Raw genomic sequence first — 17,169 nt, forward strand, 5'->3', positions numbered from 1 at the left:
ATGGCGCGCAGTGTATCAGTTTTACAGCCCTATCGCCTCTTTCAAACTTTTCAGGTAGCGACGACTGACGGGAACGGTTTGCCCGGCACGTAACACCAGCTCGGCCTGGCCGTTATCTTCCAGGCGGATCTCCTTCAGGTGCGCCATGTTCACCAGATACTGACGATGGCAGCGGATCAGCGGCGTGCGGCTCTCCAGCGTGCGCAGGGTCAGCTCGGTAAAGCCTTCGTTGCCTTCGGCGCTGGTGACGTATACCCCGCTCAGACGGCTGCTGACAAAAGCAACGTCGTCCATTTGCAGAAGGTAAATCCGGCTGTGCCCGGTACAGGGGATAAACTTCAGGGGCTGCTGATGCTCCGGCAGCAGCGTCACGTCCTGCGCGGTACGCTCCTGGCGCAGACGGGTCAGGGTCTTTTCAAGCCGTTTCTCTTCAATCGGTTTCAGCAGATAATCAAACGCGTGCTCTTCAAACGCCTTTACCGCGTACTCATCAAAGGCCGTCAGAAAGACGATATAGGGACGGTGCTCCGGGTCGAGCATGCCGACCATCTCCAGCCCGCTGATGCGCGGCATCTGAATATCGAGGAACAACACGTCAGGGCGCAGTTTATGCACCGCACCGATGCCTTCAATGGCATTGGCACATTCCCCCACAACCTCGATATCACTCTGCTCCTGCAACAGGACACGCAGGTTTTCCCGTGCTAACGGCTCATCATCAACAATCAGCACTCTTAACATGCGTTCTCCTCCAGCGGCAATCGTAAGGTAATTCGGGTATAGCGGTCTGGCTCACAGGCAACGGTGATACCGCAGTCGTCACCAAAATGCGCGCGCAGGCGTTTATCCACCAGGCTCATGCCCAGACCGCCTGACGCGGAAGCTTCATACAGCCCCGCGTTGTCTTCAATATCCAGCACCAGATGGTGGTTAAAACGGGAAGCGGAAATCATGATTTCTCCGGTACCCAGCAGCTGCGAGGTTCCATGCTTAATGGCGTTCTCTACAATCGGTTGCAGGGTAAAGGCCGGAAGATGCTGATACGCCAGTTCATCCGGGACGGATAACGACACCTGTAAACGTGACTGGAAGCGCGCTTTTTCAATTTGCAGATAGGCGTTTACGTGCTCAATCTCGTCCGCGAGGGTGACGATCTCCGAGGGACGCTTCAAATTTTTGCGGAAAAAGGTCGACAGAAATTGCACCAGCTGCGCGGCCTGATCGCTGTCGCGGCGGATCACCGCCTTCAGCGTATTAAGCGCGTTAAACAGGAAATGCGGATTCACCTGAGCGTGCAGGAGCTTAATTTCTGACTGCGTCAGCAGCGCTTTTTGCCGTTCATACTGCCCCGCCAGGATTTGCGCCGAAAGCAGCTGGGCGATCCCCTCCCCCAGCGTGCGGTTGATGGAGCTGAACAGGCGGTTTTTGGCTTCGTAAAGCTTAATGGTGCCCATAACGCGCTGATTTTCGCCCCGCAGGGGAATGACCAACGTAGAGCCGAGTTTGCACTGCGGATGCAGGGAACAGCGGTACGGCACTTCATTTCCGTCGGCATACACCACTTCACCCGTTTCAATAGCGCGCAGGGTATAGGCCGATGAGATCGGTTTGCCCGGCAGATGGTGGTCGTCGCCGGTGCCGGTAAACGCCAGCAGCTTTTCGCGATCGGTAATCGCCACGGCCCCGATATCCAGCTCTTTATACAGCACCTGCGCCACCTTCATGCTGTTCTCCTCGTTGAATCCCTGCCTCAGGATCCCTTCCGTCGACGCCGCAACTTTTAAGGCGGTGGCAGAAAATGCCGAGGTGTATTTTTCGAACATGGCGCGTTTGTCGAGCAGAATGCGCATAAACAGCGCCGCACCTACGGTATTGGTGACCATCATCGGTGCGGCAATGCTGCTGACCAGATGTAACGCATCGTCAAACGGGCGCGCGATCAGCAGGATGATCGCCATCTGCGCCATTTCCGCCACGAAGGTAATCGCCCCTGCGGTAAAGGGACTGAACACTTTATCCGGGCGTCCGCGCTTAATCATATAGCTGTGGACGAGACCACCGAGCAGCCCTTCGACGATGGTGGAGATCATGCAGCTTAGCGCCGTCATACCGCCCATCGAATAGCGGTGCAGGCCGCCGGTTAACCCCACCAGACCGCCCACGACCGGGCCTCCGAGCAGCCCGCCCATTACCGCGCCGATGGCGCGCGTATTGGCGATGGAATCCTCAATATGGAGACCAAACCAGGTCCCCATAATGCAGAATATGGAAAATACGACGTAGCAGAGGAATTTGTGCGGCAGACGGACGGTGACCTGCATCAGCGGAATGAACAGACGCGTTTTGCTCATCAACCAGGCGATGACAAGAAACACGCACATCTGCTGAAGCAACAGCAGCACCAGATTAAACTCGTACATACTCACAAACCGCACATTCTAAAAACGCGTAACATACACTGATAGCGGTTAACTTTCTTTGAAACGTGCCAAAAAAGCGATAAATCGTGTCCGTCATCACACCTTTTGCCGGAGATAACCTTTCTTTCGTATAATTTGTACAAAAAAGAATCAAATCTTCCTGGTTCCGCAAAGTGGGTCTACAGTTAAGCTGGGGACGCGCAAGCCTGGGGGCGAAAATGGCGCTTTACACAATAGGTGAAGTGGCACTCCTGTGTGATATCAATCCCGTTACGCTACGGGCGTGGCAGCGACGGTATGGATTGCTTAAGCCGCAAAGAACGGACGGCGGGCACCGCCTGTTTAACGATGCGGATATTGACCGGATCCGCGAGATAAAAAGCTGGATCGACAACGGCGTACAGGTCGGCAAGGTAAAATCGCTTCTAAGCCAGGACGATCCTGATACGCAGCATCTCTGGCGCGAGCAGCAGGAAACCCTGCTGAGGCTGTTGCAGAGTGGCAATTTGCAGCGTCTGCGCGGCTGGATCAAAGAACAGGGTCGAGACTACCCGGCGCAAACCCTGATCACTCATCTTTTTATTCCCCTACGGCGTCGGCTTCAGTGTCAGCAAACCACCTTACAGGCGCTGCTCAGCATGCTTGATGGCGTGCTGATTAACTATATTTCCGTCTGTCTTGCCTCAGCGCGGAATAAAAACAGCAAAGATGCACTGGTGATCGGCTGGAACGTACACGATACCACCCGGCTGTGGCTCGAAGCCTGGATTGCCACCCAGCAGGGCTGGCGCGTTGACGTGCTTGCCCACTCCCTGGCCCAGCTCAGGCCGGAACTGTTTGAGGGACAGACGCTGCTGGTCTGGTGCGGCGAAGTCCCCTCCGCTTCCCAGCAGCAGCTCCTTACGGAGTGGCGCGAACATGGTTATCCCGTTTACTCACTGGGTCCAAATGCGTCGTAACGGCATTTAATGGTTCATTAACAGCTGCGCTTCACCGTATAATTGTTCCGTTAACAACAGGAGCACATGATGAAGGCAACGAAACTGGCCGTAATTACCCTTTTTGCACTGATGGCTGTCAGCGGTATCGGTGGCGTTATGCTTGCAGGTTATTCATTTATTGTTCGCGGCGGTGTTGGCTGAGGTATCCGGCCAGGCGTTCAAACAGGCGATCCACCACAATTGCCGCCAGCGCAACCAAAACCGCCCCCTGAATGATGTAAGCCGTATTAAACCCGCTTAACCCGATAATGATCGGCGTTCCCAGCGTATTGGCTCCGACCGTCGAGGCGATGGTTGCCGTACCAATGTTGATTATCACGGACGTTCGCACGCCAGCGATAATCACCGGTGCGGCCAGCGGCAGTTCGACCTTCACCAGCCGCTGCCAGGCGCTCATCCCCATTCCTTCCGCTACGCTCAGCACCGATGCAGGCACCGCCGCAATCCCTGCCAGCGTCCCTTGCAGAATGGGCAACACGCCGTACAAAATCAGCGCAATGATGGCAGGCTCCTGCCCAAAACCGATCGCCGGCACGGCAATCGCCAGCACGGCCACCGGTGGGAAGGTCTGCCCCGTTGCGGCGATGGTCTCCACCAGCGGACGGAACTCCCTGCCCGCAGGCCGCGTCACCGCAATACCGGCGCCTGTGCCCAGGACGATGGCAATCACGCTTGACACTGCCACCAGCCAGAAGTGCGCCAGGGTGAGATTAACAAAGCTCTCCTGCTGGTATACCGGGCGCGGCAGCCCGGGAATAAGCGCATTAAACAGCGCCGCGCTGTGCGGCATCAGGTAGAGTAAGGCGATAAACAGCCCTGTCAGCCAGAGTAACGGATCACGGACCCACTTCACGCGTCACCTCCCCCGCCAGCAGATCGCGAAAATGGATCGTCCCGCATGGCGTCCCCTGCCCGTCCGCAACGGGTAACACCTCACACTGCCGGGCGACAAACGCCGACAGGGCATCGCGCAGGCTCATCCCGTCATGCAGCGGTTCACCACCGATTTGCGCATCCTGCGGACGCAGATAGTCCCTGACGGTGCGCAGCGAGAGCAGCCTGACGCCCAGCTCGCTGCGGCCAAAAAATTCACGCACAAAATCATTCGCCGGCGAGGTTAACAGCTCAAGCGGCGTACCCTGCTGGACGACTTCGCCGTGATCCATCAGTACCAGACGATCGGCCAGCCGCAGTGCTTCGTCGATATCATGCGTCACCAGCACGATGGTGCGCCCGAGAATACGGTGGATGCGGCTCATCTCGGCCTGAAGTGCGCCGCGGGTGACCGGATCCAGTGCGCCGAAGGGCTCATCCATCAGCAGTACCTGCGGGTTAGCGGCCAGCGCGCGCGCCACCCCGACCCGCTGCTGCTGTCCGCCGGAAAGCTGGTGCGGATAGCGGTTACGAAGCGACGCGTCCAGGCCCAGCAGCGCCATCAGTTCGTCGACACGCTCATTGATCTTCCCCCGGGACCATTTTTCCAGCTGTGGCACGGTGGCAATGTTCTGCGCCACCGTCCAGTGGGGAAACAGGCCGATGGACTGAATGGCGTAGCCCATACGCCGCCGCAGCTCCAGCACCGGCAGGCTGCGGATCTCCTCTCCGGCAAAGCGAATCGTCCCGCTGTCGTGCTCCACGAGCCGATTGATCATCTTCAGCATCGTGGATTTTCCCGACCCCGATGTCCCGATCAATACCGAGAACGCCCCCTCGGCAAAATGCAGATTAAGGTGGCTTGCCGCCGGACGGCCCGCAAAGGTTTTACTCACATCATGAAATTCAATCATTGGCTCTTCTCCTGAGCAGCGCGAGCCACAGGGCAAACAGGGCATCCAGTACGACCGCCAGCGCAATTGTGGGCACGACGCCCAGCAACACCAGATCCAGCGCGCTACTGAGCAGCCCCTGGAAGACCAGTGCTCCAAAGCCGCCCGCCCCGATCAGCGCGGCAATCACCGCCATCCCCACGGTTTGCACTGTTACCACCCGCAGGCTGCGAACCAGCAGCGGAAGCGCAAGCGGCAGCTGTATTTTCCAGAAACACTGGCGCGCGCTCATCCCCATCGCATGGGCGCTTTCCAGCACGTCGGGCGGAACCTGGCTTAACCCCGCCACCACGCCGCGCACCAGCGGCAACAGCGCATACAGCACAAGGGCAATCAGCGCTGGCGTCAGCCCGGTTCCGGCAATGCCTGCCGCGGCCAACGCAGGGAAGGATTTCACCAGACCGGCGAGGGGGGCAATCAGCAGGCCAAACAGGGCGACGGAGGGGATGGTCTGAATAACGTTGAGCACGGTAAAGACGGCGCCCTGGCGGCTGGTATGTCGGTAGCACCACATGCCCAGCGGCACGCCCAGCAGCAGCGCCGGGATCAGCGTCCCGAACAGGATCGTCAGATGTTGCGCCAGCGCGTTGTCAAATACCTCCTGGCGGTTGACGTACTCTTTTAACAGCGAGAGCTGATTCAGATCGCCGCTGAAGAGGATCAGCAGAGGGATAACCCAGAATTGCGCGTTCAGCAGCCAGCGCCAGACGGGTTGCGGCGTCAGACGGCGAATGGCATCGCTACAGACCAGCAGACAAAGTGCCAGCCACAGCCACAGCCCGCTACCAACCGACGTGCGCGCCAGCGGGCTTTCAACCGCGGCCATCTGCGTTGCCGCCTGTCCTGCGCTCCAGAACAGTACGATAAACAGCGCTTCGCTGAGCAAAAACGTCAGCCACAGGGCGGTTCGCCCCGGCCAGAAGGCTAAAGCAACAGTACTCGCCAGCGCCGCGCCCAGCAGCAGCGGCGTAAATGCCCAGATCTGCCAGAGCGCGCGCGGTTCGCCCGACACCAGACGGTTTGGCGCGACATTCACAAAAGGTAACGCGACCGCCACGATGGCCACACAGGCCAACAGCAGCAGGACGCGGTTATGGCATTTTATTGGCACAGCCTTATCCCGTTACTTCACAAGCCCTTGTTGTTTCAGGAAGTCGGCAGCCACTTTTTTGGCATCCAGCCCCTCAACGGCAATGCTGGCATTCAGCTGTTGCAGCGTTTTCGCATCCAGTTTTTCAAATACCGGTTTGAGCCATTCCGCAATATCCGGGTAGGCTTTCAGCACCGCCTCGCGCACGACCGGGGTTGGGGCGTAAATAGGCTGAACGCCTTTCGGGTCGGTCAGGGTTTGCAGGCCAAGCGCCGCGACCGGGCCGTCTGTGCCGTAGGCCATCGCCGCGTTGACGCCGGAGGTTTGCTGCGCCGCCGCCTTAATGGTCACTGCCGTGTCGCCGCCTGCCAGAGAGAGCAGCTGTGCCTGATCGAGCTTGAAATCATAGGCTTTTTCAAACGCTGGCAGGGCATCAGCGCGCTCGATAAACTCTGCCGAGGCCGCGAGCTTAAACTCGCCCTTCTCTTTCAGGTAGCGGCTGAGATCGTCAAGCGAGGTGAGCTTGCCTTTCTCGGCGATATCTTTGCGCACCGCGATGGTCCAGGTGTTGTTGGCCGGTGCCGGCGTTAGCCAGACCAGCTTATTTTTTTCTGCGTCCAGCTTTTTGACTTTTTCGTACCCGGCTTTGGCATTTTTCCAGGCCGGATCGTTTTCATCCTTGAAGAAGAATGCCCCGTTGCCGGTGTATTCCGGGTAGATATCCAGCTCGCCGGAAGTGATGGCACCGCGCACGACAGGCGTGGTGCCAAGCTGTACTTTATTGACCGTTTTCACGCCGTGACTTTCGAGTACCTGCAAAATGATATTACCGAGCAACGCGCCCTCAGTATCAATTTTGGAACCCACCTTAACCGGCTCTGCGGCCTGTAACGGCAGGCTCAGCGCCGCCAGAAGCACCGCCGACCCTGTTATCCCCTTAATCATCGTCATTCTGCTTTCCTCATTATTTTGTGGCCTTTTTCATAGGCTTGAGAGAAAAGCGTAGCTTAAAACAGTGAATTTAACCGTTTTTCGTACAAGATGAGAGGCATCCCCCGCCAGGCGGGGGAAAGGGAGAAAGGTAAGATTATTGCAGTTCGAACTCGGCTTTGTTCACGCGGGCGGAATCCACGCCGATGAAGACGTTGAATTTGCCAGGCTCAGCATCGTATTTCATCTGCTGATTCCAGAACTTCAGCGCATTTACGTCAATCGGGAAGCTGACCGTTCTGGTTTCGCCCGGTTTCAGGTTGACCTTTTCGAAGCCGCGCAGCTGTTTCACCGGACGGCTCATGGAGGCCGTGACGTCCTGAACGTACATCTGGATCACCGTCGCGCCTTCGCGTTTGCCGCTGTTGGTCACCTCTACGCTGGCGGTCACTTTGCCGTCACGCTTCAGGGTCGGCGCCGACATTTTGACGTCAGACACCTTGAAGGTGGTGTAACTCAGGCCATAGCCAAACGGATAGAGCGGGCCGTTAGCTTCGTCGAAGTAACGGGACGTGTACTTGTTCGGCTTGTCGGCGTTATACGGACGACCGGTGTTCAGGTGGCTGTAGTAAACCGGGATCTGCCCGACGGAGCGCGGGAAGGACATCGGCAGCTTGCCGGACGGGTTGTAATCGCCAAACAGCACGTCGGCAATGGCGTTACCGCCTTCGGTACCGGCGAACCAGGTTTCCAGAATGGCGTCAGCCTGCTGATCTTCTTTCACCAGCGCCAGCGGGCGCCCGTTCATCAGCACCAGCACCAGCGGCTTGCCGGTGGCTTTCAGGGCCGCGATCAGATTGCGCTGGCTTTGCGGGATAGTGATGTCGGTCCGGCTGGAGGCTTCGTGCGCCATCCCCTGCGCTTCACCCACCACCGCGACCACCACGTCGGACTGCTTCGCGGCGTTAACCGCTTCGTCGAGCATCTCTTTCGGCGTGCGCGCATCCACCTTCACCGCTTCCTCATACTGGTTGAGGAAGGTCACGATGTCTTTATCGTCGGTGACGTTCGCACCTTTGGCGTAAACCACTTTTGCGTTATCACCCACGGCGCTCTTAATGCCGGTCAGCACGGTAACGGACTGATCCGCCACGCCTGCGGCGGACCAGCTGCCCATGACGTCGCGCTTGCTGTCGGCCAGCGGACCGACCACGGCAATGGTGCCGGATTTTTTCAGCGGCAGCGTGTCGAGACGGTTTTTCAACAGCACCAGGCTTTCGCGAGCTACTTCCCGGGCTTCTTTACGGTGCAGACGGCTTTCGGCGTTGGTGTCCGCCGGGTCTGAATCCTTCGGCCCCAGATGGCTGTAAGGATCGTTAAACAGTCCCATGTCATATTTCACGTTCAGCACGTGGCGAGCAGCGTCGTCCAGCTCTGCCATCGTCACCTTGCCGCTCTTCACCAGCCCCGGCAGGTATTTGCTGTAGTACTCGTCGCTCATGCTCATGTTGATGCCGGACTTGAGCGCCACGCGTACCGCATCTTCCGGGTCAGACGCCGTGCCGTGTTTGATCAGCTCTTTAATCGCGCCGTGGTCAGAAACGGTGATGCCCTTGAAGCCCCACTGGTCGCGCAGCACGTCTTTCAGCAGCCACGAATCGGAGGTGGCAGGCGTGCCGTTGAGAGAGTTCAGCGCTACCATCACCGCCCCGCTGCCCGCGTCCAGCCCTGCCTTGTATGGCGGCATGTAGTCGTTAAACAGGCGCTGCGGGCTCATGTCGACGGTGTTGTACTCTTTACCGCCCTCCACCGCGCCGTAGGCGGCGAAGTGCTTGACGCTGGTCATCACCGAGTAACGATCTGCCGGACTTTTGCCCTGCATCGCTTCCACCATGGTTTTGCCCATCGTGGCGGTTAAATACGTGTCTTCTCCAAAGCCCTCCGAAGCGCGGCCCCAGCGCGGATCGCGGGAGACGTCAACCATCGGCGCCCAGGTCATGTTCAGGCCGTCGTCTGCGGCTTCATATGCCGATACGCGCCCGACGGTTTTCACCGCATCGAGGTTAAAGGAGGAGGCTAAGCCGAGGCTAATCGGGAAGACGGTACGCTGGCCGTGCACCACGTCATAAGCGAAGAACAGTGGGATTTTCAGGCGGCTCAGCTCCATCACCTGATCCTGCATCTTGCGGATATCCTGGCGGGTAACGGTGTTAAAAATGGCTCCTACCTGCCCGTCTTTGATCATCTCGCGAATGGCTTCTTTCGGGTTATCCGGGCCGACGCTGATCAGGCGCAGCTGGCCGATTTTCTCATCGACCGTCATCTTTTTGAGTAAATCCGTGACAAAGGCGTCGCGGGCTTCGGGCGTGAGCGGGTGATTACCAAACAAATCCTCTGCCAGCGCAGGTTGCAGCGCCAGGCTGACGGCGACACCTACAGAACATAGCCATTTCATGTTGTTATTCTCTCTCATCAATAACCGCGGGAAGCACCCGGCCAGACCGTGCGAAAAGCGCAGTGTGCCACAAAGCCTGAAAACCTTGCAGGGTTATTCTCTGATTTTTCTCATGAATACCCGACCGCTCAACGGCTAATCGCGCTATGCTTTACAGCGAGAAATTTGCCCCACCACAAGGAGTGGAAGATGTCTTCTGTTCGAACTGACGATAACACTACATTTATTAACGAACTGTCGCGCCTGGTTGGTCACTCTCACCTGCTTACCGACCCGGCTAAAACCGCCCGCTACCGCAAGGGCTTCCGCTCCGGTCAGGGCGAGGCACTGGCGGTGGTCTTCCCCGGTACGTTGCTCGAACTGTGGCGCGTGCTCAGCGCCTGCGTTGCGGCAGACAAGATTATTTTAATGCAGGCTGCTAACACCGGCCTGACTGAAGGCTCCACGCCGAACGGCAACGATTACGATCGTGACATCGTGATTATCAGCACCCTGCGCCTCGACAAACTGCACCTGCTGGACAAGGGCGAACAGGTACTCGCCTTCCCCGGCACCACGCTCTACTCGCTGGAAAAGGCGCTTAAGCCGCTGGGTCGCGAACCGCACTCGGTGATCGGCTCGTCGTGCATTGGTGCCTCGGTGATCGGCGGGATCTGCAATAACTCCGGCGGCTCGCTGGTGCAGCGCGGCCCAGCCTACACGGAGATGTCGCTGTTTGCCCGTATCGATGAAAACGGCAAGCTGACGCTGGTTAACCATTTGGGGATCGATCTGGGCGTAACGCCAGAGCAGATCCTCAGCAAACTTGACGATGACCGCGTGAAGGACGAAGACGTTCAGCACGATGGCCGTCACGCGCATGACCACGATTACATCACCCGCGTGCGCGATATCAATGCCGATACACCGGCGCGCTATAACGCCGATCCGGATCGCCTGTTTGAATCCTCCGGCTGCGCGGGCAAGCTGGCCGTTTTTGCGGTGCGCCTCGATACCTTCCCGGCAGAGAAAAAGCAGCAGGTGTTTTACATCGGCACCAATCAGCCGGAGGTGCTGACGGAGATCCGCCGTCATATTCTGGCCGAGTTCACTCACCTGCCGGTGGCGGGCGAGTATATGCACCGGGACATTTACGACATCGCCGAGCGCTACGGCAAAGATACCTTCCTGATGATCGACAAGCTCGGCACCGACAAAATGCCGTTCTTCTTCACCATGAAGGGCCGCACCGATGCGATGCTGGAGAAAGTGTCGCTCTTCAAGCCGCACTTCACCGACCGCTTTATGCAGAAGCTGGGCAACGTCTTCCCGGCGCATTTACCGGAGCGGATGAAGACCTGGCGCGACAAGTATGAGCACCATCTGCTGCTGAAAATGGCCGGGGACGGAATTGACGAAGCGCAGAGCTGGCTCACCGAATTCTTCAAAACCGCCGACGGGGATTTCTTTGCCTGCACGCCGGAAGAAGGCAGCAAAGCCTTCCTGCATCGTTTCGCCGCGGCGGGTGCCGCTATCCGTTATCAGGCGGTGCATTCCGAAGAAGTGGAGGATATTCTGGCGCTGGATATCGCCCTGCGTCGCAACGATACCGAGTGGTTTGAACATCTGCCGCCGGAGATCGACAGCAAGCTGGTGCATAAGCTCTATTACGGCCACTTTATGTGCTATGTCTTCCACCAGGATTACATCGTGAAAAAAGGGGTTGATGCACACGCGCTGAAAGAACAGATGCTGGCGCTGCTGCACGAGCGTGGCGCGCAATATCCTGCCGAGCACAACGTGGGACACCTGTATAAAGCGCCGGAGACGCTTAAACAGTTTTATCGCAAAAATGACCCTACAAACAGTATGAACCCCGGCATTGGTAAGACAACGCGGAAGAAATACTGGAAAGAGAGTGCCGAATCAGAGCAGCACAATACGCAAGCCTCTGATGAACTCATATAGCCAAATTTAAGAGATTGTTAAGCTCTCCTCAAACGTACTAGAGTATCTGCCTGTTGCCAGAGAAACGTTTCTCTGGCTTTCCAAACAAGGAGCGGGCAGAACATGTCGGCTGTAGAAACTTTCCCCGAAACTGAAATCGAGGTGCGCGACGCCCTTCCTGACGATGCGCATGCCATCTCGGCGATATACGCCTGGCATGTGCTTCATGGCCGTGCGTCCTTCGAGGAAGTTCCCCCCACCGTCGATGAGATGCGTCAGCGGATGAAGAGCGTGACCGACAGCGGTTTACCGTGGCTGGTTGCGCTGTATCGCGGCATTGTTGTCGGCTACTGCTACGCCACGTTTTATCGTCCACGCCAGGCTTATCGCTATACCCTTGAAGAATCCATTTATGTGGATGCCAGCACCACCGGCCGCGGGTTTGGCTCGGCCTTACTCCAGGCACTGATCGCCCGTTGTGAACAAGGACCGTGGCGGCAGATGATTGCCGTGGTCGGCGACGGGCAAAATAACCCCGGGTCGTTGCGGCTGCATAAAAAGCACGGTTTCGAAATTGTGGGTCAGCTCAGAAGTGTGGGATATAAAAAAGGCGACTGGCGGGACACGGTGATGATGCAGCGCCCGCTCAACGACGGGGACTGGACGCTGCCGGAATAAACGCAGTGCGGTCTGGTGCCCTCACCCCGGCCCTCTCCCACAGGGAGAGGGAGAAAACATAAAAAACGGTAACATGCGTTACCGTTTTGCTTTTTCCTAATCGTTCTGCGCCGTCGCCATCTGTTCCGCTTTCTGCTTTTTATACGCCAGCGCTGAAGCCGGCACCGGCTGCACTTTCCCGGTTTCAATCCAGGTACGCAGGCGGCTGGCATCCGCGAAGTGGGTATATTTGCCGAAGGCGTCCATCACCACCAGCGCCACTGGCTTACCGTTAAATACGGTGCGCATCACCAGGCAGTGTCCTGCCGCATTGGTGAATCCGGTCTTGGTTAACTGAATATTCCAGTTATCGCGATACACCAGATGGTTAGTGTTGCGGAACGGCAGCGTATACGCCGGGTTCGAGAATGTCGCCATCTCCTCACGCGTGGTGCTGAGCTGACCAATCAGCGGGTATTGCTTACTGGCGATCAGCAGCTTTGTTAAATCACGCGCCGTCGAGACGTTATGGATCGACAGACCGGTTGGCTCCACGAAATGGGTATTTTTCATCCCCAGCGCTTTGGCTTTGGCATTCATCGCGCGGATAAACGCGTCGTAACCGCCAGGATAATGGTGGGCAAGGCTCGCCGCCGCGCGGTTCTCTGAGGACATCAGCGCCAACAGCAGCATATTTTTACGGCTGATTTCACTTTTCAGACGCACGCGAGAGTAGATCCCTTTCATCTCTGGCGTGTGGCTGATATCCACTTTTAGCTTTTCGTCCAGCGGCAGTCGTGCATCAAGCACCACCATCGCGGTCATGACTTTGGTTATGGAAGCGATCGGGCGCACCAGATCCGGATGACTGGCGTAGATCACCTTGTTGGTATTCAGGTCAACGATCATCGCGCTGCCGGACGCAATCTGGGGTTGCGCAGCAGCGGTGGCGACTGCGGTCGTTTTGGCGATGGCTGGCGCGGTAGCGGAGACGCCCAACAGCAGCGCAAGACTAAGGAGTGACACTCGAAATTTCAGCATGATGAGACTTCTGATAATGATTCACGCACGTTATGACGTACACCGCCTGTGTCGACGGATAAACACAGGCTGGCTTCGGCATCATAGCGGTCACCGTGCGTTGTCGCCAGCGGAGAATCATAACCAGATGCTGCATTGCTGGCATTTACGCCAGCAATGCAGGGAACTTAGAAGAGACGGTATCCATAACCCCAAAGAATAACTGTCAGGGCCAGTAGCGCCTCCAGGACCAGTACGCCGATGGCAAGCGTAGAGCTGGAGAAGCTCAGGCCCTCTTCTTTATTGATATTGAGGAAGGTTGGCACCCCTACATACAGCAGATAACCGGTATAAAAGAGGGCAACCGTACCGATCAGCGCGCACAGCCAGACCAGTGGATAGAGCGCGACAATACCGCTTAAAAACAGCGGGGTCGCGACGTATCCGGCGAAGACCATACAGTGTGCCAGCGACGGGCGCTGCGGATAGTTGCGCGCCATCCAGTGGATGACCCGCCCCATCACCGCCACCCCGGCCAGCATCAGGCCATAAAACAGAATGGCCAGGTACAGTCCGGTAAACCACGAAAGCTGAACCACGGTGCCGTCACCAAAGTTCCAGCCTATCTGCGTAGTACCAATAAATGCGCAGACCACCGGCACCGCTGCCATCAGCAGGACATGGTGGGTATAGTGATGCGCGACCGTTTCGTTCTCGTTACGGATGACCTGCATTTCACGATCGGGATGGGAGAAAAGTCCCCAGACATGGTTCATAACGCCCCCTTGTTGTCGGCCCGTCAGCGATAGCTTAAGTATAATGCAGGCTTTAGATTATTTTATGTACAGTGGGAAATTTCCGTTGATTGCCGCGCGGTTAATGGATGGGGTATATGATTAACGCAGGCACAGTAAGGGAGACGACGTTTACGTAATGGATATCAACGGTCTTATTGAACAATATGGATACGCCGCGCTGGTGATCGGCAGCGTGGCGGAAGGCGAAACCATCACGCTGCTGGGCGGGGTGGCCGCACACCAGGGATTGCTGAAATTCTCGCTGGTGGTCGCCGCCGTCGCGTTGGGCGGTATGATTGGCGATCAGCTGCTCTATTTTCTGGGGCTGCGCTTTGGCCCGACGCTTTTGCAACGTTTTGCCAGGCATCAAAAGAAAATTCGCCGTGCTCAGCGGCTTATCCAGCGACGTCCCTGGCTGTTTGTGATTGGCACCCGCTTTATGTACGGTTTTCGCATCATTGGGCCGATACTGATTGGCGCGAGTCGTTTACCACCGAAAATTTTCCTGCCGCTGAACATTCTCGGGGCGATTGCCTGGGCGTTGATTTTCACCACGCTTGGCTACGCGGGTGGCGAAGTGATTGGCCCATGGCTGCATAATCTTGACCAGCACCTGAAGCACTGGGCGTGGTTGATCCTGGTGGTTGCGGTGGTGATTGGGGTACGGCTGTGGCTGAAGCATCGTGAAAAGCGGCGGGATGAAGAGTGAGTTCGGCCTGCTGCCCTCACCCCGCCCCTCTCCCACAGGGAGAGGGAGAAGGGTATCTACCCTTCCGGCTTAAACTGCGGATTCGCCAGCATAAAACCGCCGTCAACGATAAACGACTGCCCGGTGGTGTAGCTGGCGTCACTGTCACACAGCCACGCCACCAGGCTGGCAATTTCTTTGGTATGCCCTGGCCGTGCCAGCGGGATTTCCGGCATTGAGCCTTCTTTCACTTCGCTGTCGTCCATATCATTCATCGGCGTGGCGATCGCACCGGGCGCAACGGCGTTCACCAGAATCTTATGTTTAACCAGCTCCAGCGCCATCGACTTGGTTAACCCGCCCAGCGCATGTTTGGCCGCCGTATAGGCGCTGGCGTCCGGCAATGGCGTATGTTCATGCACCGAGGTGATGTTCACGATCCGCCCCCCTTCCCCCTGCTTCACCATCTGACGCGCCGCGATTTGCGAGCAGAGAAACGCGCCGTCCACGTCAACGGTGAATATGTGCCGCCAGTCGTCAAACGACAGGTCCAGAAATGGCGCTTTATTCATCGCCCCGGCATTGTTAACCAGCACATCCAGCCGCCCGAAACGCGTAATCAGGGTTTCAATGGCCTTTGCGCCTTCCGGTAAATGGCTTAAGTTGAGTTGAATGGCCTCGGCACGCTGCCCGCGCGCTTCAATTTCACGGCAGGTTGCCAGCGCCCCTTCCTCATCTGAGTGCCAGGTCACCCCGATATCAAACCCGCGCTCGGCCAGCATCAGGGCCGTCGTTTTGCCAATTCCTGAATCCGATGCGGTAACAATTGCGACTCGCGTCATACTCACCTCCTGAAAATCTGCAAAGAGGTAAGTATAGATAATGCGCAATGTTAGCCGTGATGATATCCGCCACCCAGCGCGGAGGTGAGCTGGAGCGTGGCATCCACGTACTGACCTTTCAGCATCAACCCGGCAATACGCTCTTTGAGCGCCGGAATTTTTGCTTCACTCACCCGGGAGCCGGCAATGATCCCCGCCCTGAAGCGCGCCTGCGCCAGCGCGACGACGCGCGCCGCATCTTTTTCGATCTGCTGCTGGTGCTGATTTTTGGCGGTCAGCGTTTCCACTTCGCTGGCCGTCCGGGCGACCTGGTTTACGGCATCTACCACGGCCTTGTTGTAGTTCGCCACGGAGAGGTTGTTTTGCGCCTGGGCGATATCCAGGTTCGCATTCAACCGACCGCTGTCAAAAATTGGCAGCGTCAGCCCCGCGGTTACGCCCATTTGCTGCGCAGATGAGCGGAACAGGTCGCTCAGGTGCAATGCATCCTGCTGCAAGAACGCCATCAAATTGATGTCAGGGTAGAACGCGGCTCTGGCGGCATCGACTTCGCTCATGGATGCTTCGATATACCAGTGCGCCTCCTGCAAATCCGGGCGCCGAGCCAGCAGTTCATAACCGAGCGTTGATGGCAGCGATGCCTCTGCGTCAGGTAAGGCATGCCGTGCGAGCGTGACTGAAGGGGTATTGGTCAACGCATTCAGACGCGCCTCAATGGCCTTCATTTTGCCGTGCACGTCAGCGAGCTGTTCATCGGTTTTGCTGGCACTGATATCCGTTTCAACCCCTTCCACCGAGGAGGTAATGCCGTGCTGATAAAGCTCCCTATCGGCACCGATGATATTTTCCTGCTCCCGTTTGATCTGCGCGAGCACGTCACCCACCGCGGCCTCGGTCTGCCAGTCCCAGTACAGCCGCGCGACGCTGCTGGCGAGCAGCTGGCGGGTCTGCTCCAGCTCCGCTTTTTGCGCATTCACCTTACCGATGCGGGCCTCAATTTGGGCGCGGTTTTTACCCCATAAATCCAGATCCCAACCCGCCGTCAGACCAAAGGTGCCGTTGGTATACCAGGGGCCGGTGGTCCCCGCTGCCGGGTCGGTCAGTGCAAATGGCCCCATCAACCCCTCTGCCGACATCTTTTGCCGTTCCACATCTGCGGAAAAATCCAGTTGTGGACCCTCAGCAGCGACAGCGGCTTTCGCCTGTGCTTCCGCCAGGGTGATACGCTGACGGGCAATTTGCATATCCGGCGCATCCGCCAGCGCTTTGTCGATCAGCGCGTTGAGCTGGGAGTCGTTAAAGTCTTTCCACCATTCGCTTTTTGGCCAGTCGGCATGACGCAGTTGGGTATTTACAGTTGCGGCGGCGGCTTGCGTTTTTACTGGAGACACCGTGGCATGTTCCGGCGCGCAGGCGGCCAGCATAAAAACAAGAGGAGCACTCAGAGATAAAGTAAGAGAACGTTTCATTACGCCATGAACTCAAAAAAAATAAAGGCGCAACTTACGCTTACTGAC

Annotated in this window: 16 protein-coding genes; 5 read left to right on the plus strand and 11 right to left on the minus strand. The window is 57.4% G+C overall.

The window, feature by feature from the left end; all coding sequences use genetic code 11:
• Positions 1 to 21: 21 nt before the first annotated feature.
• On the minus strand, positions 22 to 741 hold the full coding sequence (gene btsR, locus DD606_RS14025; protein WP_022648676.1) for a two-component system response regulator BtsR: 720 nt from the start codon (positions 739 to 741) through the stop codon (positions 22 to 24).
• The gene (locus DD606_RS14030; protein WP_023314534.1) at positions 735 to 2,420 is read right to left on the minus strand and encodes a sensor histidine kinase; all 1,686 of its coding nucleotides are present in this window, start codon (positions 2,418 to 2,420) and stop codon (positions 735 to 737) included. The genes btsR and DD606_RS14030 overlap by 7 nt, the downstream gene beginning before the upstream one ends.
• A 218-nt stretch (positions 2,421 to 2,638) precedes the next feature.
• Between DD606_RS14030 and mlrA the strand changes: the two genes are divergently transcribed.
• Entirely contained in the window at positions 2,639 to 3,379 is a 741-nt protein-coding gene (gene mlrA, locus DD606_RS14035) for an HTH-type transcriptional regulator MlrA (protein ID WP_003859273.1), read from the plus strand.
• A 69-nt stretch (positions 3,380 to 3,448) separates the two neighbouring features.
• The gene (locus DD606_RS14040) at positions 3,449 to 3,562 is read left to right on the plus strand and encodes a protein YohO (protein WP_022648678.1); all 114 of its coding nucleotides are present in this window, start codon (positions 3,449 to 3,451) and stop codon (positions 3,560 to 3,562) included.
• Here DD606_RS14040 and DD606_RS14045 read toward each other — a convergent pair.
• From DD606_RS14045 to bglX, 5 genes are all read right to left on the minus strand, one after another.
• A complete protein-coding gene (locus DD606_RS14045) occupies positions 3,537 to 4,274 on the minus strand; it encodes an ABC transporter permease (protein ID WP_017383373.1) in 738 nt (245 codons plus the stop codon). The two genes, DD606_RS14040 and DD606_RS14045, sit on opposite strands and share 26 nt — an antisense overlap.
• Positions 4,258 to 5,208 carry an ABC transporter ATP-binding protein gene (locus DD606_RS14050; protein ID WP_129258777.1) on the minus strand — a complete coding sequence of 317 codons (951 nt, stop codon included), beginning with the start codon at positions 5,206 to 5,208 and terminating at the stop codon, positions 4,258 to 4,260. Before DD606_RS14050 ends, DD606_RS14045 begins: the two co-directional genes overlap by 17 nt.
• Positions 5,201 to 6,358: an ABC transporter permease gene (locus DD606_RS14055; RefSeq protein ID WP_032659553.1), complete on the minus strand. Its 1,158-nt coding sequence runs from the start codon at positions 6,356 to 6,358 to the stop codon at positions 5,201 to 5,203. Before DD606_RS14055 ends, DD606_RS14050 begins: the two co-directional genes overlap by 8 nt.
• A 12-nt stretch (positions 6,359 to 6,370) precedes the next feature.
• The gene (locus DD606_RS14060; RefSeq protein ID WP_003859284.1) at positions 6,371 to 7,288 is read right to left on the minus strand and encodes an ABC transporter substrate-binding protein; all 918 of its coding nucleotides are present in this window, start codon (positions 7,286 to 7,288) and stop codon (positions 6,371 to 6,373) included.
• Positions 7,289 to 7,424: 136 nt separating this feature from the next.
• Positions 7,425 to 9,722 (minus strand): beta-glucosidase BglX, encoded by a 2,298-nt coding sequence (gene bglX / locus DD606_RS14065; protein WP_022651510.1) that lies wholly within the window; start codon positions 9,720 to 9,722, stop codon positions 7,425 to 7,427.
• Positions 9,723 to 9,911: 189 nt separating this feature from the next.
• Between bglX and dld the strand changes: the two genes are divergently transcribed.
• Positions 9,912 to 11,669, plus strand: a complete 1,758-nt coding sequence (gene dld, locus DD606_RS14070) for a D-lactate dehydrogenase (protein ID WP_003859288.1) — start codon at positions 9,912 to 9,914, stop codon at positions 11,667 to 11,669.
• A gap of 102 nt (positions 11,670 to 11,771) precedes the next feature.
• Positions 11,772 to 12,326, plus strand: a complete 555-nt coding sequence (locus tag DD606_RS14075) for a GNAT family N-acetyltransferase (RefSeq protein ID WP_003859289.1) — start codon at positions 11,772 to 11,774, stop codon at positions 12,324 to 12,326.
• Positions 12,327 to 12,422: 96 nt separating this feature from the next.
• On the opposite strand, the gene pbpG is transcribed toward DD606_RS14075, so the two are convergent.
• The gene (gene pbpG, locus DD606_RS14080; protein WP_003859292.1) at positions 12,423 to 13,346 is read right to left on the minus strand and encodes a D-alanyl-D-alanine endopeptidase; all 924 of its coding nucleotides are present in this window, start codon (positions 13,344 to 13,346) and stop codon (positions 12,423 to 12,425) included.
• Between the two features lie 167 nt (positions 13,347 to 13,513).
• On the minus strand, positions 13,514 to 14,101 hold the full coding sequence (locus DD606_RS14085; RefSeq protein WP_003859296.1) for a Yip1 family protein: 588 nt from the start codon (positions 14,099 to 14,101) through the stop codon (positions 13,514 to 13,516).
• A gap of 157 nt (positions 14,102 to 14,258) precedes the next feature.
• Here DD606_RS14085 and DD606_RS14090 point away from each other — a divergent pair, with 157 nt between their 5' ends.
• Positions 14,259 to 14,831: a DedA family protein gene (locus tag DD606_RS14090; RefSeq protein ID WP_045340718.1), complete on the plus strand. Its 573-nt coding sequence runs from the start codon at positions 14,259 to 14,261 to the stop codon at positions 14,829 to 14,831.
• Between the two features lie 56 nt (positions 14,832 to 14,887).
• Here the strand turns inward: DD606_RS14090 and DD606_RS14095 are convergent, their stop codons facing one another.
• A complete protein-coding gene (locus DD606_RS14095; protein ID WP_023324964.1) occupies positions 14,888 to 15,652 on the minus strand; it encodes an SDR family oxidoreductase in 765 nt (254 codons plus the stop codon).
• Between the two features lie 50 nt (positions 15,653 to 15,702).
• The gene (gene mdtQ, locus DD606_RS14100) at positions 15,703 to 17,121 is read right to left on the minus strand and encodes a multidrug resistance outer membrane protein MdtQ (RefSeq protein ID WP_032659567.1); all 1,419 of its coding nucleotides are present in this window, start codon (positions 17,119 to 17,121) and stop codon (positions 15,703 to 15,705) included.
• Positions 17,122 to 17,169: the final 48 nt, after the last annotated feature.

Origin of the sequence: Enterobacter cloacae complex sp. GF14B (genome assembly GCF_004136805.1) — a bacterium.
Taxonomy (GTDB): domain Bacteria; phylum Pseudomonadota; class Gammaproteobacteria; order Enterobacterales; family Enterobacteriaceae; genus Enterobacter; species Enterobacter hormaechei_C.